The following is a 25,110-nucleotide window of genomic DNA, read 5'->3' as shown; positions in this document are numbered from 1 at the left end:
GTGGGGGCAGAGCGGACCGCGTGGCGACCCATTGAGCTCCGACGTTGGCCGAGGACCCGCACCCGCGGTCCTCTTCAGGATTGACCGAGGACCCGTACTCGCGGTCCTCTTCAGCGTTGCGTGAGGGCCCGCATCCGCGGTCCCGTTCATCAGACAAAAGCCGGACGTGCGGCAGGGACGACCGCCCCTGCCGCCGTCCGCCGGCGGATCCCGATTTCCCTAGCAGGGAGCGGTGATCGTTACTTGAGCTCGACGGTAGCACCTGCCTCGACGAGCTTCTTCTTCATCTCCTCCGCGTCCGCCTTGGAAACCTGCTCCTTGACGGTCTTCGGCGCGGCCTCGACCAGGTCCTTCGCCTCCTTCAGGCCCAGACCGGTGATCTCGCGGATCGCCTTGATGACGCCGATCTTGTTGCTGCCGGCGTTGGCAAGGATGACGTCGAACTCGGTCTGCTCCGGGGCCTTCTCGGCCGGGGCGGCGGTCGAGGGACCAGCAGCGACGGCGACGGCCGCGGGGGCAGCCTTGACGCCCCACTTGTTCTCGAGGTCCTTGATGAGCTCGGCGATCTGGATGACAGGGAGGTTGGAGAGGTAATCGACGACCTGCTCGCGCGTGATCTCAGCCATTGCAAGACTCCTTCAAACTCTTCTGCGCGCCCCGGGGAGGGGGCCATGTAAACCAAAACCAGACGGGCGCAAGGCCCAATTGATACGAAAGCACCCTCTCAGGCCTGCTTGCCCGCTTCCTCTTCCTTCGCCTTCAGGAGATAGGCGAAATTCTGGAGAGGCGCGTTGAGCTGCTGCACGAACTGCTGGAGCGGCGCCTGCAGCGTCGCGAGCAGCGTGGCACGAAGCTCATCCTTGCCGGGCATCGTCGCGAGCTGCGTCTCGACGGCGTCGCCCGAGAGGATCTGTCCCTCGATGAGCCCCGCCTTGATCTGCAGCTTCTGGTTGTCCTTGCGGAACGCCTTGACGACCTTGGCTGCCGCGCTCGGATCCTCGTAGCTCCAAGCCACGCCGGTCATGCCGGTCAGGCTCTTCGAGAGGGTCTTCGCCCAGGGGTGCTCCTTGATGGCGTGGCGGACGAGCGTGTTCTTCACGACCCGGTACTCCACGCCGGACTTCCGGAACTCATCGCGAAGCTTGGTGACCGCCTCGACGTTCATCCCCTTGAAATCCAGGAAGACCGCGGAAGACATCCGCTCGAACTTCTGCCGAACGGAGCCGATCAGCACTTCCTTCTGGGACCGTTCCATGGGCTACGCCTCCTCCGTCTTGCCGATGAAGTGGACCGGGTCGATGCGAACCCCGGGGCCCATCGTCGAAGACATCGTGATGCTCCGGAGGTAGATGCCCTTGGCCGTCGCCGGCTTGGCCCGGACGAGCGCCTGGATCAGCGCGTCCGCGTTCACGTGGAGCGCGTTCTCCGCGAAGGAGACCTTGCCGATCCGCGCGTGCACGATGCCCGCCTTCTCGACGCGGTACTCCACCTTGCCGGCCTTCGCCTCCGAGACGGCCGTCTTCACGTCGAACGTCACGGTCCCGACCTTCGGGTTCGGCATCAGGCCGCGCGGACCGAGGATACGGCCGAGCTTGCCCACCAGACCCATCATGTCGGGCGTGGCGATCACGCGATCGAAGTCCATGAAGCCTTCCTGGACCTTGTTCACGAGATCCGCCTCGCCGACAAAGTCGGCGCCGGCCGCCTCGGCTTCCTTGGCCTTCTCGCCCTTGGCGAACACCAGGACCCGGAGCGCCTGCCCTGTCCCATGCGGGAGCACGACGGCGCCACGGACCATCTGGTCTGCGTGCCGCGGGTTGACACCCAGCCGGACCGCGAGGTCCACCGTCTCGTCGAATTTGGCGGGCGCCGCTTGCTTCACGAGCGCGCACGCCTCCTGCAATGTGTATTTTCGAGCGCGGTCGACGACTGCCCGCGCTGCGACTTTCTTCTTGGCGACTTTCGGCACATGCCCTCCTTCTTAACGGCTCTCGCCTCCCACGGTGCGCCTTAAACTACCGTGGTAAGTCTTGCTTCTGGCCCGCCGGGCGCCCCCCTCGGGAGCGCCAGCGCGGCGGGGCGCATCCCCGACGGCGGGGAGCGCCACGACCACCTCAGTCGACGACGTCGATGCCCATCGAGCGCGCCGTGCCCGCCATGCTGCGCATCGCGGACTCGAGGTTCGTCGTGTTCATGTCCTGCATCTTGAGCTGGGCAAGCTCCTTCAGCTGCTTCTGCGTGACCTTGCCCACCTTGACCTTGTTGGGCTCCTTGGAGCCCGCGCCCGGCTTCTTCTTCGTCTCGAGCCCCGCCGCCTTCTTGAGGAGCACGGAGGCCGGCGGCGTCTTCATGATGAACGTGAACGAGCGGTCCGAGTAGACCGTGATCACCACCGGGATGATCATGTCCCCCTGCGCCGCCGTCCGCGAGTTGAAGTCCTTGCAGAACGCCATGATGTTGACGCCGTGCTGGCCGAGCGCCGGACCGACGGGGGGCGACGGGTTGGCCTTGCCCGCCGGAAGCTGCAGCTTCACGTACCCTGTGACTTTCTTCGCCATGATGAATCTCGCACCCTATCGAACCGCCGCCCGACGGGCGGTCTACTTTTCAGAGAAACAGCGAAGCACCGCGGAGGCGCGGTGCTCGCCCGCAGGTTTGCAGCCGTCCGTTCCTGGCTAGCGCTTCTCCACGGCTGAGAAGTCGAGCTCCACGCTGGTGGGTCGGCCGAAGATGCTGACCTTCACCTTGAGCTTCTGCTTGTCCATCTTCACGTCGTCGACCGTGCCGGTGAAGTTCGCGAAGGCGCCATCGAGGACCCGCACCTCCTCACCCACCTCGAAGGTGAGCCGCGGCTTCGGCTTGACCGCCCCTTCGACGATCCCCCGTCGGAGATTGTCGATCTGAACGAGCGGGACCTCCTGCGGCGTCTGGTTGCCGATGAAGCCAGTCACCTTGGGCGTGTCCTTGACCAGGTGCCAAACCTGCTCGTTCATCTCCATCTCCACGAAGATGTAGCCGGGCAGGCTGAGCTTCTGACGAACGCGGGTCTTACCGCCGGGACGGTTCTCCGTGACCGTCTCGCTCGGGATGAGGATCTCGCCGAACCGATCTTCCAGGCTGTACTGCTTCACGCGCTGCTGGAGCGCGTCGCGCACCTTCGCCTCGTATCCCGAGTAGGTATGGATGACGTACCACTTCTTGGCCATGGCGCTTGATTCCCTCAGGGTCTCCCTGCTTCAGCTTCCATCGCCGTAAACGATGTTGGTCACGAATGCCCAGAAGCGGTCGAGCAGCGCCAGGTAGAGGGTTGCCACGGTGGTCGTCGCGATGACGACGAACGTCGCATTCGTCACCTCTTTCTTGGTCGGCCACTTCACCTTCGCCAGCTCCGCGGCGACCTCGTCGCTCCAGGCGCGGAGCTCGGGGTTGCGGAACGCGCGCAACACGACGACCAGCGCGACGACGCCGCCGACGATCATGCCGTACGTCGTCTTGTCGTCGTCACCCACCGCGGAGAGCGCCGGCAGCGTCCGGCTGAACCAGTCCTTGTTGGCGAGGGTCGCCCAGACGCCGTGCACGACCTTGCCGAGCAGGTAGGCGAGCAGCATCCCCGCGGCGAAGAAGCCGGCGAGCACATAGCGCTCCGAGCCTAGCTGAGCGGCCGCGACCTCCTCGTCCTCGGCCTCCTCGGCGTCGCTCGACTCACTCGACTCATCCGCACGCGGCGCCTCGGCGTCCTTCGCGTCAGCAGCCCCCGCCCCCTCGCTCTGCGTCACGAGGGACGAGTCCTCGGCAGGCGAGCTCGGTCCGGATTCTTCCGGCTCCTCGTCCTCCGCGACCTTCGTCGGCTGCTTGTCTTTTTGACCCTTCGCCATAACAACACCAAACGCGCCGACCCGCGGCAGACAGAGGCCTGCTCGCTGGGGATCCAAGGGCGACCCTGAGGCGCCAACATCCCCCGGCAGGGGCAGAGAGGCTCGAACTCCCGACCTGCGGATTTGGAATCCGCTGCTCTACCAACTGAGCTATACCCCTAGAATCGCTGCGCCTTCCTGAGCACCCGTTCACTTCGTCTCGTCGTGAACCGTGTGCTTCTTGCACTGCTTGCAGAACTTCTTGAGTGATACCACCTGGTCCGGCGCCTTCGTGGTCTTGTAGTTCCGCGATTTGCACTCGCTGCAGGCCAGTGAGACGGCGATGCGCGCCGCACGCCACCCACCGGCCTGCTCGCCCACGTCGGCCTCCTACGCGAGGATCTTGGTGACGACGCCGGCGCCCACCGTCTTGCCGCCCTCGCGGATGGCGAAGCGCATCTGCTCCTCCAGCGCGACCGGGGCGATGAGCTCGATCGTCATCGTGATGTTGTCGCCCGGCATCACCATCTTCACCCCCTCGGGGAGGTTCACCGTGCCGGTCACGTCCGTCGTCCGGATGTAGAACTGCGGCCGGTAGTTGGTGAAGAACGGCGTGTGGCGCCCGCCCTCTTCCTTCTTGAGGACGTACACCTCACCGGTGAACTTCGTGTGCGGCGTGATCGACCCGGGCTTCGCGAGCACCTGGCCGCGCTCGATCTCTTCCTTCTCCACGCCGCGGAGCAGACACCCGACGTTGTCGCCCGCCTGCCCCTGATCGAGCAGCTTGCGGAACATCTCGACGCCGGTCACGACCGACTTCTTCGTGTCCTTGAAGCCGATGATCTGCACCTCGTCGCCGACCTTGATGATGCCGCGCTCGATGCGGCCCGTGGCCACCGTGCCGCGGCCCTTGATCGAGAACACGTCCTCGATCGCCATCAGGAACGGCTTGTCGATGTCGCGCACCGGCTCGGGGATGTAGCTATCCAGCGCGCTGAGCAGCTGCTGGATCGTCTCCTCCCACTTCGGGTCGCCCTGCAGCGCGGGCAGCGATGCGCCGCGGACCACCGGCGCGTTGTCCCCGTCGAACTTGTACTTCGACAGGAGCTCGCGGACCTCCATCTCGACCAGGTCGAGCATCTCCGGGTCGTCCACCGCGTCGCACTTGTTGAGGAACACGACGATGTGGTTCAGGCCGACCTGCCGGGCGAGCAGCACGTGCTCGCGCGTCTGCGGCATCACGCTGTCGAGCGACGACACGACGAGGATCGCCCCGTCCATCTGCGCCGCACCGGTGATCATGTTCTTGATGTAGTCGGCGTGCCCGGGGCAATCGACGTGCGCGTAGTGGCGGTTAGCCGACTCGTACTCGACGTGCGCCGCCGCGATGGTCACCGTCTTCGTCTCGTCACGGACCGTCCCGCCCTTCGCGATGTCGGCGTACGAGATCGCCTTCGCCAGGTTGCGCTTCGACTGCACCTTGACGAGCGCCGCCGTGAGCGTGGTCTTGCCGTGGTCGATGTGGCCGATGGTGCCCACGTTCACGTGCGGCTTCGTACGAGTGAATTTCTCCTTGGCCATCGAGATGTCTCCTGCCGAAATGAAGTTCGCGACTGCGTTTCGCTGTCCTCGTTGGAGCCCACCATCGGGATTGAACCGACGACCTCGTCCTTACCAAGGACGTGCTCTGCCAACTGAGCTAGGTGGGCAAACGACCGACCACGGAGCGGGCGACCGGGTTCGAACCGGCGACGTTCAGCTTGGAAGGCTGACGCTCTACCAACTGAGCTACGCCCGCGGGCTTCCGTCGAGAGTGACCCCGACGGATCTGTATCCTGGTCGGACCGCCTTCGGAGCGTAAAGACGCTCCGGTGGAGGGTGATGGATTCGAACCATCGTAGGCATTGCCGGCAGATTTACAGTCTGCTCCCTTTGGCCGCTCGGGCAACCCTCCAGATTTTCTCTATTTATTAGATTTTGCCGACTTTGTCTCTGCCCTGACCTCCCGAACCACCGACCTGTTGCCTTGCATCGGAGCTGACGAGGGGACTTGAACCCCTAACCCCCTGCTTACAAGGCAGGTGCTCTACCGATTGAGCTACGCCAGCGGCATCCACCCGCTGCCCGTCCCCGGGCTCCGGGAAACGTGCGTGCTGACCTAGCGAAATGTCCCAAGACCGATCACTTCTGTGCGAGCAATCAACTCCCGGCCCTGCTGGACCGCCTGCCTGCGCGGTTCGGAGTGCCCCGACCGGGCTGGACCGCAGCGAGGTGAAGCTGTTGGTGCCGCTCACGTCGCTCCGAAGGTAGACGAGTCCCGCGAAGGGAGGAGGCTCTTAGCCCCCTGCAAGAGACGTGTCAAGCGGTGTGCATCGTTTTCGTCCGTTTCGCTGGAATCGGCTGCGAGAGCGCTGTCTGGCCGCGCGGTCGAGCTGGGCGGTCCAGAGCACCGGCGTCCTCCGACGGGCGCCGATCTCGCTCGAGCGCTTCCGGTTTTCAAGTGCGGACGTCGAGAAGCACGCTCCCGCGGCGCGCGGCGCGCAGCGGCGAGGCGCGCGCCGCGGGAGCGCCCGTGCCGCGTGCCCCGCGCCGAACGCCGCGCGCGGCGACGGCGCGGCTCGGGCGAGCAGCTGCGTGAGCGCGAACGCAAGCGAACGTGAACGAGGGGGCGAAGACGAGGATGACGAGGATGACGAGTGACGACGAGGACGCGCGTCGGCGGCGCCTCGGGTGAGCGAGAGGTCCCTTGCGCTCCGCTCGCGGCTGCTGCGATCCTGCCCGGCGCACGCTCGCTCGGGCGCGCCGCAGAGCAGCCCGAGGCGACGATCGCGTTCTGTCATGCTTCGGGGGTAGAGGTTCGATCGCATGGAATGTCCCGCTTGCCATCAGCCAAACATCGATGGGGCGCGCTTCTGCGCCACGTGCGGCGCGCTCCTCCCTGTCGCGCCGGTGGAAGCAGACCCGCTCATCGGCGCCATCGTCGGGGGCCGGTTCCGCATCATCGGCATCCTCGGCGAGGGCGGGATGGGCCGCGTCTACAACGGCGAGCAGCCGATGGGGACGTCGGTGCGGAAGGTCGCCATCAAGACGCTCCTCTCGCAGCACGCGAAGGATCCGCAGGTGGTCGCGCGCTTCATGCGGGAGTGCGGAACGGTCAGCGAGCTCGAGCACCCGAACACCATCAAGGTCTACGACTTCGGGCAGACGAACACCGGGGAGCTCTACATCGCGATGGAGCTCCTCAACGGGCAGTCGCTGGAGACGGCGCTCGAGCGGGGCGGCGCGCTCTCTCCCGAGCGCGTCGATCGCATCATCGCGCAGACGTGCGGGTCGCTCCAGGAGGCCCATGAGAAGGGGATCGTCCACCGCGACCTGAAGCCCGCCAACATCTTCTTGACCAGGCGCGCCGGCGAGGAGGACTACGTCAAGGTCCTCGACTTCGGCATCGCGAAGCGCGACGAGCGCAGCGCCAAGGCCGAGCAGAAGTTGACCCAGCAGGGGACGGTGCTCGGCACCCCGCCGTACATGAGCCCCGAGCAGTTCACGGGGACCGAGCTCGACGCGCGGAGCGACATCTACTCGCTCGGCGTGCTGACCTACGAGATGCTCACCGGGCGCCTGCCGTTCGACGCCGACACGCCGTGGGCATGGGCGACGCAGCACATGACGGCGCAGCCGTTCCCGTTCGAGGCGGTGCCGATGGGCGCCGCGGCCCCGCCGAAGATGAAGGCGGCCGTCATGCGGGCCCTCAGCAAGAAGCGCGAGGACCGGCAGCAGTCGGCGCGGGAGTTCTACGAGGATCTCACGATCGGCGCGGGCGCCCGCCTCTCGGTGCTCGCGGCGGCGCCCCGTACGCTCGTCGGGAGCGACGCGCCGACCAGCGGGACGGCGCTGATGCCGTCGCGCTCGGGTCAGACGCAGCTCGGGGAACCGCTGTTCGTCGCGGGGCCGCCCACGGGACCGGGACCGGTGAGGACCGTCGTCAACCATCAGGCCCATCAGCCCCATCAGGCCGCGACGGTCATGGATCAGGCTGTCGTGCCGGCGCACCCGGCCGTGCCCACGGGCAGCGGCCAGGTGTTCCCTGCGCCGCCGCCAGCGCCGCAGAAAAGCAAGGCAGCGCCGATCCTCGCCGCCGTCGCGGCCGTCGCGGTGCTCGGCGTCGTGGGCATCGTCATGATGACGAAGGGGAGCGGCGGGAGCACGACGGAGGAGAGCACGTCGACCGCGATCCCGCTGCCCACGGGCGCGCCGTCGGTCACCGTGGCGTCGGATCCCGTGGGCACGCCCACGAGCACGCCCACCACCACCCCGGAGCCTCCCCCGCCCGAGCCCACCAGCCCGGACAAGACGGCTCCGGACACCCCGAAGAACACGTCGACCCCAACGACCCCGACCGCGACCACCGGGCCCAAGGCCCCGCCGCCTGGCAACGAGAAGGCGGAGCAGGAGTGCAGGGCCGCGATCAACCTGGCGAACGGCGGCAACACGGATCTCGCAGTGAAGCGCTTCGCGTCCTGCGATGGCCCCAAGAAGGCCGAGGCGAGGGCCGCCATCAGCGCGAGCGCCAAGCGGGCGGTCGCGTCCAAGGGGTGCGCGGCGAAGTCCCACGCCTTGGCCGCCGCGCGGATCGGGGCAGGCGAGGCGATGTCCCAGCTCCCATCGCAATGTCGATGAAGGAGGGGGGCCGGATCGGGCGCAACGCTCAGCGGGTCCGGACTGTTCCAGGCTTGCCTTGACGCCCGATTTTGACCGGTGCTAGATCCTGCCCCGACAGTTCTGAAAGTTCATTGCACGCCGCGCCCTGGCTTTGTTTGGTCGGCGCTTGACTTTGGAACATGGGGGAGAAGGTCGCTCACGGGAAATGGGCAGTAAGATTCGTTTGGTCGCGCCTCGAATGAGCTGGCGCGACATATGTCGATCTCAAGAGTTCGCTGGGCGATGGATCGCCCTTGACAATGTCAAATACGTTCAAGGCTGTTCCCAGCCGGCCGAGGCCGACGTTGTGGACGCTGACGATGACCTGGCCGACTTATGCGCGAGGATGCGCGAGGCCGACCGCACGGCGTGTGCGATCCTCTTCGTCGAGGACGACGCCGGAGTACCTGCGCGGGTCCAGCGACTGCCGCAGCTTTGGCGCCGCGTCGCGCATCACTGATCCGCCGGAACATCCTCATCCGCCCAGTCCGACCGTCTGACGAAGCGAGCGCGCCCTCAGGAGCGCCTCAGCCAGAGCGGGGTGCAGGTTCGTGTGATACGGGCTCAGCCGCCATGCAGGCGAGTGAGGCGTACGAAAGTACGCCGCAGCGAGCCGAACGACGCGGCTGAGCTCGTAGCGCACGAAGATGCGCCCCGCTCTGACCGAGCGTGGCTCGGAGCGCTCCTGCTCCTGGCGTTCGCCGCGTCGAACGTTGCTCGCGCGTCGATCGCTGCCTTGGGACGTCGCGTCCGCCCTGCCGCCAGCCGATCTTCGGCTACTTGAGGATCGGCTTCAGCAGGGTCTTGCCGTCCTTGACGACGACATCGTAGTCGACGGATTTGGCCGGGTTCGTCGCACGCAGCTTCGCGGCCTGCGCGCGAAGGCTCTCGGCCAGGCGCTCGTAGGTGACGCCGGCCGTTGACTCACGCGCGGCGCGCTTCGTCTCAACGTACTTCGCGTAGATCTGACGCAGCCGCTGCTCCGGGAGCTCGTCGTCGCGCGCAGCAGGTCGCTGCGGGGGCGCGGGTCGCGCGCGCACCGCGGCGTCGAGGCCGGCGCGCGCGGCCTCCGGGGGGCGCGACGGCGTCCGCGGCGCCGTGGGCCGAGCGCCGCTCGCCGCGCCGGTCTCCGCTGCAGGTGGCGCGGTGGAGCGACGGCGCCGGGCCGACGGCGGGCGCTCCGAGTGCACGCGCTCCTGTCGCCTCGCTCCGGCGCCCTTCGCCTCGCCCGTCGCAGCGGCAGCGACGGCTGGAGCTTCGGCCGGAGCGGCAGGAGAAGGCTTGACGGGGCTCGGGGGCGGTGGCCGCTTCGGAGCGGGCGAAGACTCGGGCGCGACGTCCGCCAATGCGTCCGGTGGCCCGGCTGCGGCCTTCGCCGCGTCGCCGGTCTTGGTGCGCTGAGCGCGCATCTCCGCCGCGAGCTCGGCGAGCCGCTGGCGGCTGTTCGCGCCCGCCGCAGGCTGGGCCTTGTCGACGGCAGGGCGCGCCGGCGACTTCGCGCCTGCTGGCGAGGCCTCGACCGGCTTCGCCTCTGCCGGCTTGCTCTCCGCCGACTTCTGCTGGGGCCTGGTCAGGCCGAGCCCCCGGGGCAGCCCTCCCAGCGGAGCGGGCTTCACGGCCGCGGTGGCCTGCGGCATGGCAGGCGGCGCGAGCGCGGGGCGCACCGCCGAGCTGGCGGGCGCCCCGCTCGACGCCTCCGGTGCGGTCAGCGGCGCGACCGCATCGCGAGGCGCGGCCTCCTCGGCGGCCAGCGCGGCCAGCGATCGCTTTGCCGCCAGCAATGCGGCGGGCAAGGGCGGGGGCGCCAGCGTGACCGCCTCGTCGTCGACGTCGATCTCGTCGTGATCGCCGCGGTCATCGGCGCGATGAGCGGGCTCGCGCTCTGTCTCCTGCTGCTCGGCGAGCTCCGCGTAGCGCTCTGCCCGCTTGCGGCCGACGATCGTGAGCGCTTCCTTCGCACCGACCCGCTTCGCTGCGCGGATGACGTCGCGGCGGTACGTGCCGTTCTCGATCTCGCGCGCGATGCGGCCCCAGTACTGCTGGAACGTGTTGTAGCGCTGGATCAGCATCTGGAACTTGAACCGGAGCCCGGTGTTCCTGATCTGCTCCCGCCGCATCACCCAGATGCGACGCTCGACGTCCTTGCGCGGAATGAGCGGCTCCAGCCGCTCGATCCCCATGAAATACTGCTCGTAGAGCGCGCGCAGCCGCTCGATGCGCGTCTCGAGCTCCTCGAGCTCCCGTTCGACCTCGCCCGATTCCATCGCGGCTAGAGGGGCGTGATGCGCAGGTTGTCGAAGCAGACCGGCGCATCCCATGCGTTGAAGCCCATGTGCTCGTGCCCTGGACCGGAGAGCGGCGCAGGGTCGCTGAGCTCCAGATACTCGACGTCGTTCACCGACCAGGAGAGGGTCCTGCCGTCACGACGCTCTATCCGGAAGCGATACGGTTGCCCCGGCGCGACCGGCCGCGCGCGGTCGTCGTCGCTGTCCGGATCCACGTCGATCTCCAGCCGTTCGGCGCTGTGCTCGTCGAGGCGCGCGAGCACGTGCTTCGTGTTCTTCCATCCTCCGAGGATCACGAGGTAGCTCGTCGCGTTCGTGTAGCTCGCCGCCGTCGCCCCGCTCCGACCGTCTCCCCAGAGCTCGGCCTTGAGATCGCCGTCTGGGGCCTCGGCGATGGCGTCGAACTCGATCCGGGCGTTCTCCGGCAGCGGCCGCTTCAACCACACGCCGCGGTTCCTCGCGGCGCGCACGCAGAGCTGCCCCTCGTCGATGGCCCACTTGGGGCTCAAGGCGTTCCAGTCAGGACCAAGCGCCGACCGGTTGAAGTCGTCCTCGAACACGCCCGTCCCCTGCGCTCCCGGAGCGGCGCCCGCGGTCGGCGAGGAGACCGACGGCGCGACCGTCCCGGCTGGCCGCGCGCTCGCGTCCCCCGTGGCCGGCCCTTCAGGAACACACGCCGCGCTCACGAGCAGCCCAGGCACTGCGAAGACCCCGACGGTGGCACGGCCAGAGAGCACGGAATCGATGCTAGCAGCGGCGCGCGCGGACTTCGAGAGCCGCCTCGCGGCGCCGTCGTCAGGGTGGGGAGAACGCCGCGCCGCGCACTGACGGCCCGGGCACATCGAGATCGCCCGACGCGGTTGGACCAGCGTCAGCGAGCGCTTTGGCTCGCTGCGTCATGCGCGAGAGACGATGCTTGATGGTCCCCAAGCCCAGGCGTAAGGAGAGGCGCCATGCATCCCATCCTGTTCCGCGTCCCGCTGCCCGCCTGGACCGTGCCCCTGCTCTGGGTCTTCCTGATCGCTGCGGGCATCGCTTTCGCGGGCGCGATCGGGCTGCTCCTCGCGAAGAACAAGCCAGGCGCGACGGCCGCGGGCATCGCAGGCGTCGCGCTCGCCGCGATCGCCTCCCAGGTCAAGGAGCAGACCTACACCCTGGGTCCGCTGCCCATCTACAGCTACGGTGTCATGCTCGGGCTCTCGCTCGTGGTCGGCTGGTACCTGACGCTCGGGCTCGCGGAGCGCGACGGCCTGCCGAAGGAGACGATGGCCAACTGCTACGTCGTCACCGCCATCGCCGCGGTCGTCGGGTCGCGCGTTCTCTACATCCTCACGAACCTCGACGAGTTCGACTCGTTCGGCGCGATGTTCGACATCCGCCGCGGCGGGCTGGTGGCGTACGGCGGCTTCCTGGGCGGCTTCCTGGGCTCGTACCTGTTCCTGCGCTCCCATCGCATCCCGCTGCTCCCCTGGGCCGACGTCGCCGTCCCGAGCCTCGCCTCGGGCCTGATGATCACGCGCATCGGGTGTTACCTCTTCGGCTGCGATTTCGGCCGGCCGCTCGGCGAGACGGCGCCCGCCTGGCTGAAGAAGCTCGGCACGTTCCCGCGCTGGGCCGAGGGCACGCTGGACCACGGCAGCGGGTCCCCGGCGTGGGTGCAGCACGTCAAGGAGCGCGGGCTGGATCCGACCGCCGAGGCGTCGCTCGCCGTGCACCCGACGCAGATCTACGAGTCGCTCGTCGGCGCAGGGCTGCTCGCGCTCCTGCTCCTCGCGCGCCGCCGGCAGAAGTTCCGTGGCGAGATCTTCCTCATCTTCACGTTCTCCTACGGCGTCTGCCGCTACCTGCTCGAGCTCCTCCGCGACGACGCGGAGCGCGGCTCGATCCCGCCGTCGCTCCCGGAGCACGTGTTGCTCCCAGCCGGCCTCGTGATCTTCGCCGTGGGGTACACGATCGGGTTCTCCCACCTCCTCCGCGACAACGTGGTGCGCAAGGCGACGCAGGTGCTGTCCTTCGTCCCCGCGGTCGCCCTGTACCTGGCCCTCAGGCCCGAGACGTTCGCCGCCTCCGCAACCCTCCAGTACTCGACCTCCCAGGCCGTCGCGCTGGCGACCGGGCTCGCCGCGTCGATCGCGTTCGCGGTCTATCACAAGGCCGCCCTGGACCACCCGGAGCAGGCGATGGCGCTCAGCCTCCCGGAGAGCCCCGCCGCGGCTGCCGACAGGCAAGCAGATGGCGACGACGACGAGGACCAGGACGACGAGGACCAGGACGAGGACGAGACGCCGAGAAAGAAGCGGAGCGCGCCGTCGAAGGCCGGCGACGCGCCGTCGCGGGCCAGGCGAGGCAGCGCAAAGGACGAAGGCCGGGCGACAGCCCGCGAACAGGGCGCCGCCGAGGCGCCCGACACCACCGGAGAGGCATAGACCGTGAAGATCGCATTCGGAGAGGGCAAGCTCGTACCGGCCGTCGTGCAGGATCGGCTGACCGGGCAGGTCCGGATGCTCGCGTACATGACGCGGGAGTCGCTCGCCAGGACGCTCGAGACGGGGCGCGCCACGTTCTTCAGCCGATCGCGCGGCGAGCTCTGGGAGAAGGGGGCGACGAGCGGCAACACGCTCGCGGTGACGAGCGTCCACGCCGACTGCGACGGGGATGCGCTCCTGATCCTTGCGGAGCCCCGCGGCCCGACGTGCCACACGGGGAGCGCGAGCTGCTTCTTCCGGCAGGTCGATGCCCGCGGCGACGAGGAGCCCGAGGCCGCCGACGAGGGGCAGGACGCGTCTGCGCTGATCGAGGCCCTCGAGCGCGAGATCGAGACGCGCAAGACGTCGTCGGCGACGAAGAGCTACACCCGGAAGCTGCTCGACGGAGGCGCGCCGCTCATCGGCGCAAAGCTCCGCGAGGAGGCCGGCGAGCTGGCCCAGGCGATCGCCGGGGAGAGCGACGAGCGCGTCGCGTCCGAAGCGGCGGACGTCATCTACCACCTGCTGGTCGGCCTCGCGTCGCGCGGCGTCCCGCTGCGCGCGGTGCTCTCGGCGCTCGCGTCACGCATGGGCACGAGCGGCCTCGTCGAGAAGGCATCGCGGGCACAGAAGGACAGCGCGGGAAAGCCGTGATGCGCCGCGCGCCGCTGCCTCGATGTGGCGGCGGCGCGCGCTTCGAGATCGACCGCGCTGCGCTGTCCGCGGCGCTGCGCTGCCAGCAACCACAGAGCCCGTTGTAGACGGACGAAGTCCTGTCACCGCAGCCGGGGCTACCGATCAGGATCACCCCGATGGCGGCGGCGCCCGCGAGAGCGAGGCTGCAGGCGGCGAGGCTTCGCCGCCGCAGCTGCGCGCCGGGCCCCGCCCTCCGTGAGGGCGGCGGATGGGCTATTCTGGATGGGTGAGCCCGTTCCGTGAGCCGCCCGGCATCGAGCTCGGCCCGCTGGAGGTCGGCCTCGGGCGCGCGGCGCGGCGGGCCATGGTGGGCCTCATTCCCAGCGGAGGACGGCTCATCGCGCCGGACCGCTACGCGCGGACCCTCCCCGGCGAAGGCGGCTCCTGGCGCGGCCGCCCGCACACCGCAGGCGCGCTGGGCTCCCTGGGGCTCTTGCTGGCGTCTGCCTGCGCCTTCGTCGCGGCGACCGGCGGCTGGAAGCTGCACGGCCTCGAGGCCACGGCGGTGACGGTCGCGCTCGTGATCGCGGGCGGGGTCTCGCTGGCCGCGGTGCTGCATGCCATCGATGCGCCGCGCGAACGGCTCACCGTGCACGGCGCGGTGGTCGGCAGGGCGGCGAGGCGCGCGCTCCGCAGGGCAGGGCGCCTCGCGCGCCACGCGGAGCGCGCGCCGGATAGGTTCGGCCCTCGCCGCATCACCGCGCTGCGCAAGACGTTATCCATGCTCGCGGATCCGCTCATCGCTGACTGGATCCCCGCGGACGTGCGCGGCCGCGCGGAGCTCCTCCTCGCCCGCGCCATCGCCGCGAGCGTCGGCGCGCGCTGGGCGCGCGAGGCCAGCGTCCGGACCGAGGTCCAGGCGCTGCTGCTCGCCGCGGCAGATCACCTGATCGAGCCGACGCCGGCCCGGCTGGACCTGCTCGTGCTGGCAGAGCACACCGAGCCCGCCCCGACGCCGCGCGATGCACGTTGGCCACAGCGCGTGACCGCTGCGGCGCAGATCCGCCGCGAGGCGCCGTCGCCCCCTGTCGCCTCTGACGCCGTCGCCGAGGACGCCGCGGCGGAGGTCGATCTCGACGCGAGCGATTCCTCCGGCGAGGCGATCGATCGTGCTAGGGTGCGCTGCTGAAGGGCGCGTCGCCGACGCCTCGGGAGGCTTCGGCGGCGTTGCAGGAATCCCGTGAATCCACCTCGATTCCGGAGCTCTTCACGCTCCCGGGCCTGCCCCCTGCCCCCTGCGCTCGGCCGCGCCCACCTCGCGCTCTGGTGCGTGTTGCTCCTGGGGACGTGCCCGAGGCGCGCGCTCGGGCAAGGCGCGGGGGCCGCGGCCGGCGCAGTGGCGACGGCGCAGGAGCGAGCGCCGCACGCTTCCGCGCCCGCCCACGCGGCAGCGCTGTCGCCCGGCGCGGCGCTCCAGGAGAGACATCGCGTCCGGTACACCCTCGACGGCATCGAGATCCGAGGCAACGTGCGGACCGCCGCGCGCGTGATCCTCCGCTACGTCAGGTTCCGCGCGGGGGACCTGCTCGACGTCGAGGATCCGGAGATCGAGCTCACGCGCTACCGCCTCCTCGGGACCGGGTTCTTCGCCTCGGTCGGGTTCTCGCTCCGCAAGGGGGCCGAGCGCGGGAGCGCGACGCTCGTGATCGACGTCGTCGAGCGCAACACGTTCGTCGTGCAGGACCTCTGGCTCGGCATCGCGGCGGACGAGGACACCGCGGGCAACGCGAGGCCGCTCTCCGCGTTCACTGGCGTGCAGGTCGCCGAGACCAACCTCGCCGGGACAGGGATCACGCTCGGCGCCGGCGTCGGGCTCGCGGCGGACCAGCTCGCGCTGAGGACCCGCTTCGTCGACCCCGCGTTCGTGGGGACCCGCTGGTCGGCCACGGTGACGGTGCTCTACAACGACGCCCGTGACTTCTTCGGCAACCGGGACGTCGTCTTCGAGTCCCCGTTGCTCGAGCAGCGCGAGGTCACGGGCTACGCCGTCGTCGCCTACAAGCGGTTCGGCGCGACGCTCGGCACAGGCCACGACGTCTCCTCCTCCTCGCGGCTGTCGCTCGACTACCACCTGGAGCAGATCGACGCGACCGTGCCCACGGTCGCCTCGCACATGCGCGGCAACAGCCGCGAGCCCATCGAATTCGACATCCTGGGCGGCAAGACGGTGCTCTCGTCGCTGCACGCCGCGATCGATCACGACACGCGCGACGCGCCCTTCCTTGCGACGCAGGGCACGCTCGCCTCGGTCTCGGTCACGGTGGGCGTACCGCCATTCGGCAGCGATTACGGCTACCAGAAGTTCGAGTTCGGCGCGCAGCGCTGGTTCCGCCTGCCGCTGCGGCACGTGCTCCGCGTCGAGGCGTTCGCCGGCGCGATAGCCGGGGACGCGCCCTTCTTCGAGAAATTCTACGTCGGCGATCTCACCGACCTCCTGCCGGATCGGCTGCTCGACCTCGCGCCCGATCGGAGGCAACCGCCGAACTTCCTCAGCACGGACATCATCGAGGTCCGGTACGGGGACTTCGCCGCGAAGCTCGAGGCGGAGTACCGGATCCCGGTCTACGCTGGCCGCGGCTCCATCTACGGCGTCGATCTCTTCGGCGCCGCGGGCCTGTACGGCCTCGCGACGCGCCGCGAGTTCACCGATGCGCCGACCGGATACGAGGGCTTCGCCCGCGTGCCCGTGGACATCACCTACAACCTCGGTCTGCGGGTCGACACGGCGGTCGGCGGGGTGACGCTCGCGTTCTCGAACCTGCTCGGGCTGATCCCGGCGCGGCGCGGTGAGCGGAAATGATCTGCTCGATCTGCTCGATCTGCTCTCGTGCACATCGCGGACCGAAGCGCGCGGCGCGCGATGCGCGGCGCGCGGGCGGTAGCCGCCGTGCCTGGCACCTCCGAGAGGCGCGGCGAGCGCTCGTGGCGCTCGGCCGCGGCGCGGCGCGCTGGCTCGGGATCGCGCTGCTCGCGACGCTCGCCCTCCGAGCGAGCTGGTCGATGGCCCAGGAGGGGCAGGGGTCCAAGGAGATCGCTGACGCGGACGCGCAGCAGGCGCTCGGCGCGCCGGCCGCGCTGCCCACCCGGGTGGCGAGCTTGACGCTCGACAAGACGATCGTGCAGCTCACCGTGGGCTTCCGCGACGTCGTCGACAGCGAGATCTCGAAGAAGCTGCTCAGCGGGCTCCCCACCGTCATCACGATGCGCGGCTACCTCTTCCACGAGAGCGGGGGCAACCCTGTCGCGCTCGCCGCCAAGAGCTGCCGGATCGTCTACGACCTCTGGGATGAGGTGTTCCGGATCCAGCTGATCCAGGCCGGAGGTCAGTCGAGCACGGTCGCGATCAACGTCGAGGGCGTGCTCCGCAACTGCGCCGAAGCGCGGCGGATGCCGCTCGTGGAGCGATCGCTCGTCCGCGACGGCAGCCGCTATTTCGTCGCCGTGCTGGTCGAGGTGAACCCCATGAGCGCCGAGATGCTCGATCGCATCAAGCGGTGGGTGACCCGGCCGCCCGGCTCGACGGCGATCGGGCCCGGCGACTCGCTGTTCGGCTCCTTCGTCGGCCTGTTCGTGACGCGCATCGGCAGTGCCGACCGGAGGCTCGCCTTCCGCACGCAGCCCTTTTTACCCCCGGTGCCACCGCCCAGCCCGCCTCCCCCTCCCCAACCCCAGAGGTCTCCCGGCCGCTGAGCCGCGCGCGCCGCGCCCTCGCTCGCCGTCACGCCCCTCACCCGTCGGGCGGCGCGTCGGTCTACAATCGCCGCCCGGCCCCCGCGTTCGTGTCGGCTCCACCCCCATGCGCCTCTTCCCCATCGCGCTCGATCTCAACGGCCAGCGGGCCCTCGTCATCGGCGCGGACGGCGAGGCGCCGTACACGGTGGAGCGCCTCCTCTCGGCGGGCGCTCGCGTCTCCGTCGTCGCGCCAGGGCAGGTCGACGGGTCGATCGAGCGGGCCAGCCGGGAGGGGCGGCTCGATCTGCACCGGCGAGCGTTCGTGGAGGGCGACCTCGCCGGGGCGGCGATCGTGTTCCTCGTGCCGGGCGACGAGGCGCTCTCACGGCGCCTCCACCGAGAGCTCGCGGGCGCCGGGCGCCTCGTCTGCACGCTGGATCGCCCGGAGGTGTCGAACTTCGCCAATCCTTCGGTGGTCTCTGCCTCCGGACTGACGATGAGCTTCAGCAGCCATGGCGTCAGCCCTGGAACGATACGGCGCATCCGGGAGGACCTGGGCGCCCTCTTCTCGGATCCTCGGTTCGCCCGCTACATCGAGGCGCTGCGGAGGCTCCGCGAGAGCCTCCCTCGGGGCCCCGAGCGGGCCGCGCGCATGCGCCAGGCGACCCTGGGCTTCGGGCTGGAGGCGAGCCTCCGGTTCCCTGCATGGCTGGAGCGAGGCGACGAGCCTTGATGTCCGAGGAGGCCGCGCCGGAGCGGGGGGGCGCGGCGGGGGCGCGAACGAGAGGGCGCGCGCCCCCGGATGAACGCGAAACCCCTTGTGTAGAGCGGCCTTCAAGGCTTAAGTGGGCGCCCACGCGACACTATCCGCGGAGGAGGGCTTACGGTATGCGTTCACGATCGGGCCGGCTGACGATGTTGACCTCGGCGGCGATGGTCTCTGGGCTCCTGACGCTGACGAGCGTCAGTCCGGCATCTGCGCAGACGGATGCCAAGCCGGCAGCGCCCCCGGCAGGTAAGCCGGCCGCCGCGGCGGCTCCTGCGAAGCCAGCTGCATCCGCGGCGCAGGCGCCCACCCCCGCTGCGACGCCGCCTGCGGCAGGCGCGACACCTCCCGCAGCCGGCGCGACGCCGCCCGCGGCCGCGGCTCCCGCGAAGGCGGGTACGCCCGCGACGGCGGCTCCCGCGAAGGCCGGTGAGCCCGCGACGAAGGTGACCACCACCAAGCCGAAGAAGGCGCTGACCGAGAAGCAGAAGAAGGACGAGGCGAAGAAGCTCTACAAGGAGGCCGAGGCCAGGTTCGACAAGGGCGAGTACACCGTCGCGGCCGACCTGTATCGCCAGGCGGACGAGTACGTGCCCGGCGCCGCACCGAAGTACAAGCTCGCTCTCTCGCTCGACAAGCAGGGCCTCGTCACCGAGGCCGTCGCGGCCTGGCAGGCGTTCCTCGATTCGAAGCCGGACGCCGAGAAGTTCAAGGAGAAGATCGCCGAGGGGCAGACGCGCGTCGAGGCCCTGAAGAAGACGCCGGCGAAGGTGAAGGTCGCGACCGTCCCGGAGACGCCGCCAGGCCTCAAGGTCGCGGTCGACGGTGTGGCCCAGACCGGCAAGGAGCTCTCGGTCCCGCCCGGCAAGCACACCCTCACCGTCTCTGCCGAAGGGTTCGCCGACGCGAGCCAGGAGCTCGACGTCACCTTCGCCGAGGCGCGCGAGGTCAACGTCACGCTGACGCCGCAGGCGCCCGCGCCGGTCGCTGCGACGCCGGCCCAGCCCCCCACCCCGCCGCCGCCCGCCGAGGTGCCGCCCGCGCAGCCGCCGCCGCCGGCAGCGCCGATCGAGCCGCGCTCGCCGGTGCCGGCCTACGTCACCCTCGGGCTCGCCGGCGCCGGTGTGGTGGTCGGGACGATCTTCGGCATCCAGGCGCTCGGCGCGAAGAGCGACTTCGATGACGCCCCGACGACCAAGACCGCGGACAAGGTCGATCGTTTCGCGCTCATCGCGGACATGTCCTTCGCGGTGGCGCTCACGTTCGGGGTCACCGGCGCGGTCCTGCTCCTCAGCGACGACCCGGCCCAGGCGAAGGCCGCAGCGTCGAGCGTGACGAAGAAGGCGTTCGTCACTCCGTTCGTCAGCCCGACAGGCGGCGGCGCCGCCGCGCGGTTTACCTTCTAAGGGGACTACTATGTGGAAGAAACAGCACCTTCTCGCGATGGCGCTCTGCGCTGGCGCGCTCTCGGCTCTCGGGATGGGCTGCGAGCTCATCGCCTCGGTCGATCGCTCGCGCATCCCAGGGGACGAGGACGTCCCCGACGACGGATGTTCTGACGGCAAGAAGAACAACGAAGAGACCGATGTCGACTGCGGCGGCTCCATCTGCCCGAAGTGCGACACCGCCAAGGCGTGCACCGCAGCCACAGACTGCACGAGCGGCTTCTGCGCCGACGACGTCTGCTGCGACGCCGCCTGCGACGCGGAGTGCGACGCCTGCACCGCCGCGCTCAAGGCGTCGGGCGACGACGGCACGTGCGGCCCGTCGAAGGCCGAGACGGAGTGCGGCGAGGCGACGTGCTCCGAGGGCGTCGAGACGAGCCGCGGCACCTGCGACGGTGAGAGCGTGGAGTGCGGGCCCGGCGAGGAGAAAGAGTGCGAGGAGTTCGCCTGCGATCCGGAGGCCGACGCCTGCTTCACCGAGTGCACGGAGGACACGCATTGCGCGAAGTGCCACGAGTGCGCAGACGGCGCCTGCGTGCTGGCCGCGGCCGGCACGGAGGACCTGGGCTGCGACGAGGGCCAGGCGTGCGACGCCGCGGGCGAGTGCAAGCCCGCGAACGGCGTGGAGTGCACGGAAGCGAGCGAGTGCGCCACCGGGCTCTGCGTTGACGGCGTCTGCTGCAACGCCGCCTGCGACACGGCGTGCATGGCCTGCAACGTAGCGGGGTCGGAGGGTACGTGCTCGAACATCCCGCTCGGCAGCGAGGACGAGGCGGACTGCAGCGGCATCAACGCGTGCGATGGCAAGGGCGCTTGCAAGCTGGTGGGTGGCGAGGAGTGCACCACGGACGACCAGTGCGCGAGCGGCAAGTGCCTCCCCAGCCCCCTCTTCACGTGTGACGAGATCCCGGAGACGCCCTGAGCTCTCCCGGGCTTCCGCCGGGCTCCCCAGGGAGCCCGGCGGAGCTCACGCCTCGAACGTCCCTCTCACACGCGAGCTGATCTCTCCTGCCCCGGAGCTCGAAGGCGGACCCAGCACCGTCATCGACTCGGCTTCCCCCTCGAACAGCCCGCCGTCCCCGAGCTCGCCCTCCGCGGCTTCCACCTCGTAGGCAGGCACCATCGCGGCCTCTTCCCAGCGGCTCTTGAGCCGCTCCGCGAGCTTCGCGAGCAGCTCCCGCGTCGTCTCCCGGTCCGTGGCGGACAGGACCACCGCATCCGGGTGCCCGAGGAGCAGCCGCCGCCCCTCCGCCGGGGCGATCAGGTCCGCCTTGTTGAACACCACGATGCGGGGGATGCCGATGAGATCGAGCTCGGTCAGCAGCGCCTCGGTCGTCTCGATGTGCTGGTCGCGCGCGGGATCGCTCGCGTCCACGACGTGGAGCAGGAGGTCGGCGTCGGCGGCCTCCTCGAACGTCGCCCGGAAGGCGGAGAACAGGTCCTTCGGTAGCTCCCGGATGAAGCCGACGGTGTCGGTGATCACCACCTCGCGCTCCTCGGGGAAGCGCAGCCGCCTCGAGCGGGTGTCGAGGGTCGCGAACAGCTTGTTCTCGGCGAGCACGTCGGCGCCGGTCAACGTGTTCAGCAGCGTGCTCTTGCCGGCGTTCGTGTAGCCGACGATCGAGACCACCGGCACGCCGAGCCGGGCGCGGCGTCGGCGGCGCTGCTCGCGCTGGCGGGAGAGCCGCTTCAGCTGCGCCTCCAGGAAGCTGACGCGCTCCTTCGCGCGGCGGCGCCCGATCTCGAGCTTTGTCTCGCCCGGACCGCGCCCGCCGATGCCGCCCGTCAGGCGGGACAGGGAGTCGTCCTTCTGCCCGAGGCGAGGGAGCGTGTACTTCAGCTGCGCCAGCTCGACCTGGAGCTTGCCGTCCGACGACTCGGCCCGCTGGGCAAAGATGTCGAGGATGAGCTGCGTCCGGTCGAGCACCTTGAGGTCCGTGTGCTTCGCGATCGCCGAGGCCTGGGAGGGCGTCAGATCCCGGTCGAAGACCAGCGTCTCCGCGTCGAGCTCCGAGGCGCGCAGCACGACCTCGTCCAGCTTGCCCTTGCCGAGCACGAGCCGCGGGTCGAGCCGATCGCGCAGCTGGAGGACCGTGTCCGCGACGTCGACGCCCGCGGTGCCGGCGAGCTCGGTCAGCTCGCGCAGGCTCTCTTCGGCCCGGGCGAGCGCGCCCACCTTGGATTTCTCGGCGACGTGGACGAGGATCGCGCGGCCGTCCTTCGCCGCGACCGACCGCGTGCGCGACCGCTTCGTGAACTCGTCCTCGAGCGCCTGGATGAGCGCGCCGAAATCGACGTCGGCGCGGCCGATCGCGACGGGGCCCACGGTCCGATACGGCAGCGCCGCCTCCCCGCGGCTGTCGCCGCGTCCCTCGGCCTCGTCCACGGTCACCGTGACCGCTTCCTTCCCGTGGACCGGCACGTTGTACGCGTACTGGAGTGTCCGCGGCTCGCCCTGCGGGGTGAGCTGCACGGCCGCGACCAGGTCGAGCCGGAGACGGACGAGATCCACGAGATCGTCCCGGGTGAGCGGCTCGTTGAAGAGGTGCGTGTGGACGAGCCGGAGCGCCCTGAAGCGGCCCTGCGCGGCGCGGAGGCGCCCGATGTCCGGCAGCATCAGCCGGGTCGCGTCGCCGACGATGACGTAGTCGATCTCGCCCGAGCGGTGGACCAGCGCGCCGACCTGGCGCCCCGTCTCATGCGACGCCTCGGCGAGCGCCTTGATGAGCTCGGGCGTGGCGATGCTGGCGAGCGGTACCTTGCGGCGGTAGATGCGCTCGAGGGTCTTGGTGGCCTGGGGGCTGAGTCCGGTGGTGTTTCCGTAGAGGGTGGGCATTCGATAGTCGAAGGGGGATGTCGCTCCCGCTCCCTCGATTTCATAACGCACGCAGGGCCGGTCCGCGACCAGGGGCACCGCGGATCTTCGTGCGGAGCGCGCATTTTCTCATCGCTCGTCCCCCTTCCGTTGCTCCCCGTCCCTCCTCGCCTCCCGCTCGGCGCGCTCCTCCAGGTTCCTGTAGAGGTCGCGCGCGAGACGAGGCTACCCTGCGCCGCGATGGCTATCCTGACCCCTCTCTCGCTCGCGGATGCCCGCCGCATCGGCGCGCTCTACGGCCTGGAGATCGCCGACGTGCGCGGCCTCCTCGCCGGGAGCGTCAACTCCAACTTCGCGCTGACGCTCGCCGACGGCCACGGACAGGTGTTCCTGCGGGTCTACGAGGAGCAGCAGCTCGGGGCGGCGTCACGCGAAGCGCGCATGCTCGAGCACCTCGCGGCCGGGGGCGTCGCCACCCCGCAGCCGCTCCGGCGCCGCGACGCCGCGATCGGGTCGGAGGGCGCCGCGTTCGTCGCGGAGCACGCTGGAAAGCCGGTCGCGCTGTTCCCGTGGGTCGCGGGCACGTCGCTCTGCCAGGCGCGCGTCACGCCGGACGCGACCCGCCGCGTCGGCGCGGCCCTGGCGCGGGTGCACCTCGTCGGCGCCTCGTTCGAGGGGGCGAACGCCAGCCGGTTCGACCTCGACGGCCTCGACCAGCGGCTCCAGGGGCTCCGTTCCCCTGCGCCCGCCGCGGGCGCGAAGTCGACGGCTCCCGCCCCGGCTCTCCCGCCCGACGTGGCCGCCGCCGTCGACGAGCTCACCGGCCGGCTCGAACGGATCCGCGCCGCGGCGCCGCGGACCCCCGGCCCCCAGACGCTGATCCATGGCGACCTCTTCCGCGACAACGTGCTCTGGGAGGCCGGCGAGATCTCGGCGCTGCTCGATTTCGAGAGCGCCTCGCGCGGGAGCGCCGCGTTCGACCTCGCCGTCACGATGCTCGCGTGGTGCTTCGGCGACGATCTCGACCCGGCTCTCGTGTCCGCCCTCGCCGCCGGCTACACGGCGGTGCGGCCGCTCTCAACCGAGGAGCGCGACCGTTTGTTCCACGAGAGCGTGATCGCGGCGCTGAGGTTCTCCATCACGCGCATCACCGATTTCGAGCTCCGCCCGAAGGGCAGCGGTGTCTACAAGGACTTCCGGCGCTTCCTTGCGCGGCAGCGGACGCTCGAGCGCCTCGGCCCGGAAGGGCTCCTCGCGCTGCTCGGCGTCTGACCCGCGTCGGAATCGCGCCCGGTCCACATCGAGCCCGCGCCAGATGTCTTCCGCTGTCTGATTGCTGTCTGAGTGCCGTCTGATCAGCGTCTACTTGCCGTCTGATTCAGATGTGAGCGGAGGTCGTCTGTGATTTTGCGTTAACTTCGCTGCGCCTGACGATGGCGGCGTTGCGCGGTCCCGGCCTGACCGTTACCTTCGCCGAATGGCACAGGTCGGAACGCTCGATTTCAAGGGCTTCATCGAGAGACGGAAGGGCCAGCGCGCGGGCGGCGGGGACGGCGCGGGCAACGCGTATGCCTACGTGTCCGACAAGAACACGCGGCTCGCCTTCGAGAAGATGCGTCCGGTCGAGCTCGCCGTGACCGCCGCGGTCAGGCTGTTCAAGACGGTCGGCAAGAACGAGCTGCTCGGCCACGCCGTCAAGGTCGGCCCCGCTCAGTTCCCGCGCGTCCACAAGCTCGCGGTCCACTGCGCCGAGACGCTCGGGATCGCGACCCCGACGATCTACATCGTCAACAGCCCCACCCTCAACGCGGCCACCTACGGGACGAACGACGACTCGTTCATCATGGTGCACTCGGCGCTCGTCGATCATTTCACCGACGACGAGCTGCTCAGCGTCATCGGCCATGAGTGCGGCCACATCCACAACAGCCACGTGGTCTACCTGACCGCCATGCACTACCTGACGCGGATGGCGTCGGTCTTCGTGAAGTGGATCGTCGGCCCGGCGATGCTCGCGCTCTCCGGCTGGTCGCGCCGGGCCGAGGTCACCTGCGACCGCGCCGGCCTGCTCTGCGCGAAGAGCCTCGATGTCTCGACGCGCGCGCTCACCAAGCTCGCGCTCGGCTCGACCAAGCTGTACGAGGAGCTCAACCTCGAGGCGTTCATCGCCCAGCACGAGGAGGGCAAGGGCGGCGTCGGCAGGTTCGCCGAGTTCACGGCCAGCCACCCGTGGCTGCCGAAGCGCGTCCTCGCGCTCCGGGCCTTCGCCGAGAGCGAGCTCTACAAGCGCCACGCCGGGCTCGGCGCGAGCGGCCTCTCCATGGAGGAGGTCGACGAGAAGGTGCACGAAGTTATCAAGATCTGGGGCTGAGGGGCTCCTGCTCCTGGCAAGGCGCAAGGCCGAGGTAGACGCA

General features: G+C 69.8%; 22 protein-coding genes and 5 tRNA genes. 11 read left to right on the top strand and 16 right to left on the bottom strand.

Annotation, left to right across the window (positions count from 1 at the left end):
- Positions 1-239 precede the first annotated feature (239 nt).
- From rplL to WME79_RS02120, 13 genes are all read right to left on the bottom strand, one after another.
- A complete protein-coding gene (gene rplL / locus WME79_RS02180; protein WP_437531319.1) occupies positions 240-626 on the bottom strand; it encodes a 50S ribosomal protein L7/L12 in 387 nt (128 codons plus the stop codon).
- Positions 627-724: 98 nt separating this feature from the next.
- Positions 725-1,255: a 50S ribosomal protein L10 gene (gene rplJ, locus WME79_RS02175; protein WP_012233043.1), complete on the bottom strand. Its 531-nt coding sequence runs from the start codon at positions 1,253-1,255 to the stop codon at positions 725-727.
- Between the two features lie 3 nt (positions 1,256-1,258).
- The gene (gene rplA, locus WME79_RS02170; RefSeq protein WP_437531318.1) at positions 1,259-1,969 is read right to left on the bottom strand and encodes a 50S ribosomal protein L1; all 711 of its coding nucleotides are present in this window, start codon (positions 1,967-1,969) and stop codon (positions 1,259-1,261) included.
- A 145-nt stretch (positions 1,970-2,114) separates the two neighbouring features.
- Positions 2,115-2,558 (bottom strand): 50S ribosomal protein L11, encoded by a 444-nt coding sequence (rplK, locus tag WME79_RS02165; RefSeq protein ID WP_437297490.1) that lies wholly within the window; start codon positions 2,556-2,558, stop codon positions 2,115-2,117.
- A gap of 117 nt (positions 2,559-2,675) precedes the next feature.
- Positions 2,676-3,206, bottom strand: coding sequence for a transcription termination/antitermination protein NusG (nusG, locus tag WME79_RS02160; RefSeq protein WP_437531317.1), 531 nt, complete (start codon positions 3,204-3,206; stop codon positions 2,676-2,678).
- Between the two features lie 30 nt (positions 3,207-3,236).
- Positions 3,237-3,875 (bottom strand): preprotein translocase subunit SecE, encoded by a 639-nt coding sequence (secE, locus tag WME79_RS02155; protein WP_437531316.1) that lies wholly within the window; start codon positions 3,873-3,875, stop codon positions 3,237-3,239.
- A gap of 87 nt (positions 3,876-3,962) precedes the next feature.
- Positions 3,963-4,035, bottom strand: a tRNA-Trp gene (locus WME79_RS02150).
- Between the two features lie 29 nt (positions 4,036-4,064).
- The gene (gene rpmG, locus WME79_RS02145; RefSeq protein WP_437531315.1) at positions 4,065-4,235 is read right to left on the bottom strand and encodes a 50S ribosomal protein L33; all 171 of its coding nucleotides are present in this window, start codon (positions 4,233-4,235) and stop codon (positions 4,065-4,067) included.
- Between the two features lie 9 nt (positions 4,236-4,244).
- On the bottom strand, positions 4,245-5,435 hold the full coding sequence (gene tuf / locus WME79_RS02140; RefSeq protein ID WP_437327643.1) for an elongation factor Tu: 1,191 nt from the start codon (positions 5,433-5,435) through the stop codon (positions 4,245-4,247).
- Positions 5,436-5,487: 52 nt separating this feature from the next.
- Positions 5,488-5,563: transfer RNA gene (locus WME79_RS02135), tRNA-Thr, on the bottom strand.
- A 16-nt stretch (positions 5,564-5,579) separates the two neighbouring features.
- Positions 5,580-5,652 (bottom strand) — tRNA-Gly (locus tag WME79_RS02130).
- A 74-nt stretch (positions 5,653-5,726) separates the two neighbouring features.
- Positions 5,727-5,808 (bottom strand) — tRNA-Tyr (locus tag WME79_RS02125).
- A gap of 81 nt (positions 5,809-5,889) precedes the next feature.
- Positions 5,890-5,962 (bottom strand) — tRNA-Thr (locus WME79_RS02120).
- Between the two features lie 757 nt (positions 5,963-6,719).
- Here WME79_RS02120 and WME79_RS02115 point away from each other — a divergent pair.
- On the top strand, positions 6,720-8,531 hold the full coding sequence (locus WME79_RS02115; RefSeq protein WP_437531314.1) for a serine/threonine-protein kinase: 1,812 nt from the start codon (positions 6,720-6,722) through the stop codon (positions 8,529-8,531).
- Between the two features lie 797 nt (positions 8,532-9,328).
- On the opposite strand, the gene WME79_RS02110 is transcribed toward WME79_RS02115, so the two are convergent.
- Together WME79_RS02110 and WME79_RS02105 are read right to left on the bottom strand one after the other, a co-directional pair.
- Entirely contained in the window at positions 9,329-10,816 is a 1,488-nt protein-coding gene (locus WME79_RS02110; RefSeq protein ID WP_437531313.1) for an MXAN_5187 C-terminal domain-containing protein, read from the bottom strand.
- A 5-nt stretch (positions 10,817-10,821) separates the two neighbouring features.
- Positions 10,822-11,574 (bottom strand): hypothetical protein, encoded by a 753-nt coding sequence (locus WME79_RS02105; protein WP_437531312.1) that lies wholly within the window; start codon positions 11,572-11,574, stop codon positions 10,822-10,824.
- Positions 11,575-11,790: 216 nt separating this feature from the next.
- Here WME79_RS02105 and WME79_RS02100 point away from each other — a divergent pair, with 216 nt between their 5' ends.
- From WME79_RS02100 to WME79_RS02065, 8 genes are all read left to right on the top strand, one after another.
- A complete protein-coding gene (locus WME79_RS02100; RefSeq protein ID WP_437531311.1) occupies positions 11,791-13,263 on the top strand; it encodes a prolipoprotein diacylglyceryl transferase in 1,473 nt (490 codons plus the stop codon).
- A gap of 3 nt (positions 13,264-13,266) precedes the next feature.
- Positions 13,267-13,956, top strand: a complete 690-nt coding sequence (gene hisIE, locus WME79_RS02095) for a bifunctional phosphoribosyl-AMP cyclohydrolase/phosphoribosyl-ATP diphosphatase HisIE (RefSeq protein ID WP_437531310.1) — start codon at positions 13,267-13,269, stop codon at positions 13,954-13,956.
- Positions 13,957-14,206: 250 nt separating this feature from the next.
- Positions 14,207-15,127 (top strand): hypothetical protein, encoded by a 921-nt coding sequence (locus tag WME79_RS02090; RefSeq protein ID WP_437531309.1) that lies wholly within the window; start codon positions 14,207-14,209, stop codon positions 15,125-15,127.
- A gap of 51 nt (positions 15,128-15,178) precedes the next feature.
- Positions 15,179-16,798, top strand: a complete 1,620-nt coding sequence (locus tag WME79_RS02085; protein ID WP_437531308.1) for a BamA/TamA family outer membrane protein — start codon at positions 15,179-15,181, stop codon at positions 16,796-16,798.
- 122 nt (positions 16,799-16,920) lie between these two features.
- Positions 16,921-17,688: a hypothetical protein gene (locus tag WME79_RS02080; protein WP_437531307.1), complete on the top strand. Its 768-nt coding sequence runs from the start codon at positions 16,921-16,923 to the stop codon at positions 17,686-17,688.
- A 106-nt stretch (positions 17,689-17,794) separates the two neighbouring features.
- Positions 17,795-18,403, top strand: coding sequence for a precorrin-2 dehydrogenase/sirohydrochlorin ferrochelatase family protein (locus WME79_RS02075; RefSeq protein ID WP_437531306.1), 609 nt, complete (start codon positions 17,795-17,797; stop codon positions 18,401-18,403).
- 155 nt (positions 18,404-18,558) lie between these two features.
- A complete protein-coding gene (locus WME79_RS02070) occupies positions 18,559-19,842 on the top strand; it encodes a PEGA domain-containing protein (protein ID WP_437531305.1) in 1,284 nt (427 codons plus the stop codon).
- A gap of 10 nt (positions 19,843-19,852) precedes the next feature.
- Complete coding sequence (locus WME79_RS02065; RefSeq protein WP_437531304.1) at positions 19,853-20,803, top strand: hypothetical protein; 951 nt, start codon at positions 19,853-19,855, stop codon at positions 20,801-20,803.
- A 45-nt stretch (positions 20,804-20,848) separates the two neighbouring features.
- On the opposite strand, the gene hflX is transcribed toward WME79_RS02065, so the two are convergent.
- Positions 20,849-22,717 carry a GTPase HflX gene (gene hflX / locus WME79_RS02060; RefSeq protein ID WP_437531303.1) on the bottom strand — a complete coding sequence of 623 codons (1,869 nt, stop codon included), beginning with the start codon at positions 22,715-22,717 and terminating at the stop codon, positions 20,849-20,851.
- Between the two features lie 219 nt (positions 22,718-22,936).
- On the opposite strand from hflX, the gene WME79_RS02055 reads away from it, so the two are divergent.
- The gene (locus WME79_RS02055) at positions 22,937-23,968 is read left to right on the top strand and encodes a homoserine kinase (RefSeq protein WP_437531302.1); all 1,032 of its coding nucleotides are present in this window, start codon (positions 22,937-22,939) and stop codon (positions 23,966-23,968) included.
- A 205-nt stretch (positions 23,969-24,173) separates the two neighbouring features.
- Positions 24,174-25,067 carry a M48 family metallopeptidase gene (locus tag WME79_RS02050; protein ID WP_272097504.1) on the top strand — a complete coding sequence of 298 codons (894 nt, stop codon included), beginning with the start codon at positions 24,174-24,176 and terminating at the stop codon, positions 25,065-25,067.
- Positions 25,068-25,110: the final 43 nt, after the last annotated feature.

Source organism: Sorangium sp. So ce726 (genome assembly GCF_051521405.1).
Classification (GTDB): Bacteria; Myxococcota_A; Polyangia; order Polyangiales; family Polyangiaceae; genus Sorangium.
Note: the sequence above shows the minus strand (reverse complement) of the source record. Positions and strands in the feature narration are given on the sequence as shown.

What these genes read in the sequence shown, in the direction of transcription:
- hflX (WP_437531303.1), bottom strand. Translation starts at nt 22,717, where the DNA reads ATGCCCACCCTCTACGGAAACACCACCGGACTCAGCCCCCAGGCCACC.
- WME79_RS02065 (WP_437531304.1), top strand. Translation starts at nt 19,853, where the DNA reads ATGTGGAAGAAACAGCACCTTCTCGCGATGGCGCTCTGCGCTGGCGCG.
- tuf (WP_437327643.1), bottom strand. Translation starts at nt 5,435, where the DNA reads ATGGCCAAGGAGAAATTCACTCGTACGAAGCCGCACGTGAACGTGGGC.
- WME79_RS02100 (WP_437531311.1), top strand. Translation starts at nt 11,791, where the DNA reads ATGCATCCCATCCTGTTCCGCGTCCCGCTGCCCGCCTGGACCGTGCCC.
- rplL (WP_437531319.1), bottom strand. Translation starts at nt 626, where the DNA reads ATGGCTGAGATCACGCGCGAGCAGGTCGTCGATTACCTCTCCAACCTC.
- WME79_RS02110 (WP_437531313.1), bottom strand. Translation starts at nt 10,816, where the DNA reads ATGGAATCGGGCGAGGTCGAACGGGAGCTCGAGGAGCTCGAGACGCGC.
- rplJ (WP_012233043.1), bottom strand. Translation starts at nt 1,255, where the DNA reads ATGGAACGGTCCCAGAAGGAAGTGCTGATCGGCTCCGTTCGGCAGAAG.
- WME79_RS02070 (WP_437531305.1), top strand. Translation starts at nt 18,559, where the DNA reads ATGCGTTCACGATCGGGCCGGCTGACGATGTTGACCTCGGCGGCGATG.
- secE (WP_437531316.1), bottom strand. Translation starts at nt 3,875, where the DNA reads ATGGCGAAGGGTCAAAAAGACAAGCAGCCGACGAAGGTCGCGGAGGAC.
- WME79_RS02115 (WP_437531314.1), top strand. Translation starts at nt 6,720, where the DNA reads ATGGAATGTCCCGCTTGCCATCAGCCAAACATCGATGGGGCGCGCTTC.
- WME79_RS02090 (WP_437531309.1), top strand. Translation starts at nt 14,207, where the DNA reads ATGGGCTATTCTGGATGGGTGAGCCCGTTCCGTGAGCCGCCCGGCATC.
- rplK (WP_437297490.1), bottom strand. Translation starts at nt 2,558, where the DNA reads ATGGCGAAGAAAGTCACAGGGTACGTGAAGCTGCAGCTTCCGGCGGGC.
- WME79_RS02055 (WP_437531302.1), top strand. Translation starts at nt 22,937, where the DNA reads ATGGCTATCCTGACCCCTCTCTCGCTCGCGGATGCCCGCCGCATCGGC.
- nusG (WP_437531317.1), bottom strand. Translation starts at nt 3,206, where the DNA reads ATGGCCAAGAAGTGGTACGTCATCCATACCTACTCGGGATACGAGGCG.
- WME79_RS02075 (WP_437531306.1), top strand. Translation starts at nt 17,795, where the DNA reads ATGCGCCTCTTCCCCATCGCGCTCGATCTCAACGGCCAGCGGGCCCTC.
- WME79_RS02050 (WP_272097504.1), top strand. Translation starts at nt 24,174, where the DNA reads ATGGCACAGGTCGGAACGCTCGATTTCAAGGGCTTCATCGAGAGACGG.